Source organism: Paenibacillus radicibacter, from assembly GCF_024721995.1.
Lineage (GTDB): Bacteria > Bacillota > Bacilli > Paenibacillales > NBRC-103111 > Paenibacillus_AM > Paenibacillus_AM radicibacter.
Window position 1 is genome coordinate 1 of the sequence record NZ_JANQBC010000032.1, and the last position, 2,857, is coordinate 2,857.

1 protein-coding gene, 11 tRNA genes and 2 rRNA genes are annotated in these 2,857 nt (G+C 43.9%); all 14 read right to left on the reverse strand.

Annotated features, from left to right (window positions below):
* Positions 1–379: 379 nt before the first annotated feature.
* A complete protein-coding gene (locus NV379_RS25790) occupies positions 380–1,018 on the reverse strand; it encodes a class I SAM-dependent methyltransferase (RefSeq protein WP_258210198.1) in 639 nt (212 codons plus the stop codon).
* Positions 1,019–1,289: 271 nt separating this feature from the next.
* Positions 1,290–1,364, reverse strand: a tRNA-Gly gene (locus NV379_RS25795).
* Positions 1,365–1,432: 68 nt separating this feature from the next.
* Positions 1,433–1,512: transfer RNA gene (locus NV379_RS25800), tRNA-Leu, on the reverse strand.
* A gap of 16 nt (positions 1,513–1,528) precedes the next feature.
* Positions 1,529–1,604, reverse strand: a tRNA-Lys gene (locus NV379_RS25805).
* A 40-nt stretch (positions 1,605–1,644) separates the two neighbouring features.
* Positions 1,645–1,721 (reverse strand) — tRNA-Asp (locus NV379_RS25810).
* Positions 1,722–1,746: 25 nt separating this feature from the next.
* Positions 1,747–1,823: transfer RNA gene (locus tag NV379_RS25815), tRNA-Met, on the reverse strand.
* Between the two features lie 19 nt (positions 1,824–1,842).
* Positions 1,843–1,917: transfer RNA gene (locus NV379_RS25820), tRNA-Glu, on the reverse strand.
* Positions 1,918–1,938: 21 nt separating this feature from the next.
* A tRNA-Asp gene (locus tag NV379_RS25825) sits at positions 1,939–2,015 on the reverse strand.
* Between the two features lie 23 nt (positions 2,016–2,038).
* Positions 2,039–2,115, reverse strand: a tRNA-Met gene (locus NV379_RS25830).
* An 18-nt stretch (positions 2,116–2,133) separates the two neighbouring features.
* Positions 2,134–2,209: transfer RNA gene (locus NV379_RS25835), tRNA-Val, on the reverse strand.
* A 26-nt stretch (positions 2,210–2,235) separates the two neighbouring features.
* Positions 2,236–2,327: transfer RNA gene (locus tag NV379_RS25840), tRNA-Ser, on the reverse strand.
* A 3-nt stretch (positions 2,328–2,330) separates the two neighbouring features.
* Positions 2,331–2,406: transfer RNA gene (locus tag NV379_RS25845), tRNA-Asn, on the reverse strand.
* A gap of 64 nt (positions 2,407–2,470) precedes the next feature.
* Positions 2,471–2,587, reverse strand: a 5S ribosomal RNA gene (rrf, locus tag NV379_RS25850).
* A gap of 83 nt (positions 2,588–2,670) precedes the next feature.
* Positions 2,671–2,857: ribosomal RNA gene (locus NV379_RS25855) — 23S ribosomal RNA — on the reverse strand; the annotation flags it as partial.

A 2,857-nucleotide genomic window follows, 5' to 3' on the forward strand; every position in this document is an offset into this window, starting at 1 on the left:
AAAGAGCTGATTGCTCAAAATTTACTTACTAGCTTGTCTCAATCAATCGCTCGAAAGCGACGATCTCGACTGTTTGAGATTCGTTAGAATCTCATCTATTCATTCACTCGTTGTTCAGTTTTCAAAGGACAATACTTTATTTTATTGTCTTCCGTGTTACCGGCGACAACTTTTATATCATATCATGTATCAAGTGTTTCTGTCAACATGTTTTTGATATTCTTTTTTTCGTTTCCAGCCCGTTTAGCGGGTGGATTAATAATATAACACGCATGACTAGATAATGCAATCTCACAAAAATATCCAATTAAATATGTTTAACTCACTATAGAATAATGCACTCATTCATTTCAATTGTAGTATGGTGCTATACATCGTACTATTTGCATTTAGTCAATACGTAAGACACCCATTGTGAAGGTCTTCCCCAATATGAATTCTCTACTATCTTCAAATCCACATTAAATCCCGCACGACTAATTACTTCATCTAAAAATGATTCCTCAAAGAGCTGAATAAACCGTACAGCGCCTTCTTCCGTTCCATCGTATTGATCCCACTTGTAGCCCTCACCTAATCGAACCGTAAAGAACATAATACCATCCACATTTAATAACTTATATAAGCTTACTAGTACTTCTTCAAACTCATCAATTGGAATATGAAGCATAGAAGCTGCACACCATAAACCGCCAATCGGTACTTCGATAGATGCCGTATCAACGGTGATCGTTTGAAAAGAACCATCTCTCACATCTAAATGCTGTTCCAGACAATGTGCTCTCATCTGAGAGCTCGGTTCTATTCCATAGCAAAACTTAAGTCTAGATTGAAAAAACTTCAGATGTTCCCCTGTTCCACAACCAATATCGATCAATCCCTGACTCGGAGGGAATAGTGTTAAGAACCTTTCTAATAGATAGGAATAATCCCTTGATTCCGTTCGCTGCTTCACATCCATAAAGAAACGGTCATAATAGGCGTTGTTACTCGTAAGCATTGAATCTATCTTTTTCATAGAAACTCATCTCCTAGTTATATGTAAAGGAAAATTACAGCCATTTCGATCAAACGCTCAAACTCTATTCTTTACAATTGTATATGATTACTTATTATCTTTCATTTAACTGCATAATAATAGTAGCTCATATACAAGAATCATATCATGACTCCCTCTCACATAGTCTACTGGACTAGTTTAGGCCGTGGTAGTGCAATACTAATTTTTATTTCCTCTGAAAATGCAAAAAGAGCTTCAACCTAAGTTGAAACTCTACTAATTTAAAAAATGGAGCGGAAGACGGGAATCGAACCCGCGACCCTCGCCTTGGCAAGGCGATGCTCTACCGCTGAGCCACTTCCGCATAAATAATGGGTCCCCATAAAGTAAGGACTTTGCTAGAAAGCATGTCGTTACTTTATGGGGACGTGATGCGCGTAGAGGGACTTGAACCCCCACGGTCGCCCGCTAGATCCTAAGTCTAGTGCGTCTGCCAATTCCGCCATACGCGCGCATCCGGGTAAAAAATGGTGAGCCATGAAGGACTCGAACCTTCGACACCCTGATTAAAAGTCAGGTGCTCTACCAACTGAGCTAATGGCTCATGCAGTTCATGCATGATGAACAATATAAAGTTGTAAAAATGGCGGAGCTGACGAGATTCGAACTCGCGGTCTCCTGCGTGACAGGCAGGCATGTTAGGCCTCTACACCACAGCTCCACATAGGTTTCTCTTGAAAGAGAATTGGTTGCGGGAGCAGGATTTGAACCTGCGGCCTTCGGGTTATGAGCCCGACGAGCTACCGAGCTGCTCCATCCCGCGATAATTACTATTAAATAAGTGGTGACCCGTAGGGGATTCGAACCCCTGTTACCTCCGTGAAAGGGAGGTGTCTTAACCCCTTGACCAACGGGCCTTAATCAAAAATTGTATAAAATGGCGGAGCTGACGAGATTCGAACTCGCGGTCTCCTGCGTGACAGGCAGGCATGTTAGGCCTCTACACCACAGCTCCGTATAAGTTTCTCATAAGAAAATTGGTTGCGGGAGCAGGATTTGAACCTGCGGCCTTCGGGTTATGAGCCCGACGAGCTACCGAGCTGCTCCATCCCGCGATAATCTTATGAAATAAATGGTGGAGGCTAACGGGATCGAACCGCTGACCCTCTGCTTGTAAGGCAGATGCTCTCCCAGCTGAGCTAAGCCTCCATGAATTGATTCTGTTAAAAATATAGTGGCGGAGAGAGAGGGATTCGAACCCTCGAGACGCTTGTGACGCCTACACGATTTCCAATCGTGCTCCTTCGGCCAGCTCGGACACCTCTCCATATGGCTCCCCGAACAGGGCTCGAACCTGTGACAACACGATTAACAGTCGTGTGCTCTACCAACTGAGCTATCAGGGAATACAATTATTTAAATTGTGGGAATAAAAACCACCACTACTAATAGTGAATGGTGGTTTTGCTCGCTCGGCAACGTCCTACTCTCCCAGGACCCTGCGGTCCAAGTACCATCGGCGCTGAAAGGCTTAACGGTCGTGTTCGAGATGGGTACGTGTGGTTCCCTTTCGCCATCGTCACCAAACAAGTTAATTGTGCAAGGCTTATGCCTTGAAAACTAGATGCGAATTGAAGTGTAAAGCAGTTTTACGAATTAAATTCGTTATTTTAGATAAGCCCTCGACCTATTAGTATTGGTCAGCTCCACACGTTACCGCGCTTCCACCTCCAACCTATCAACCTCGTCGTCTACAAGGGGTCTTACTAATTGGGAAATCTCATCTTGAGGGGGGCTTCGCGCTTAGATGCTTTCAGCGCTTATCCCCTCCGTACATAGCTACCCAGCGGTGCTCCT

Bases quoted from the DNA above. Each gene is read 5' to 3' on its own strand.
- NV379_RS25790 (WP_258210198.1), bottom strand. From the start codon at position 1,018: ATGAAAAAGATAGATTCAATGCTTACGAGTAACAACGCCTATTATGAC.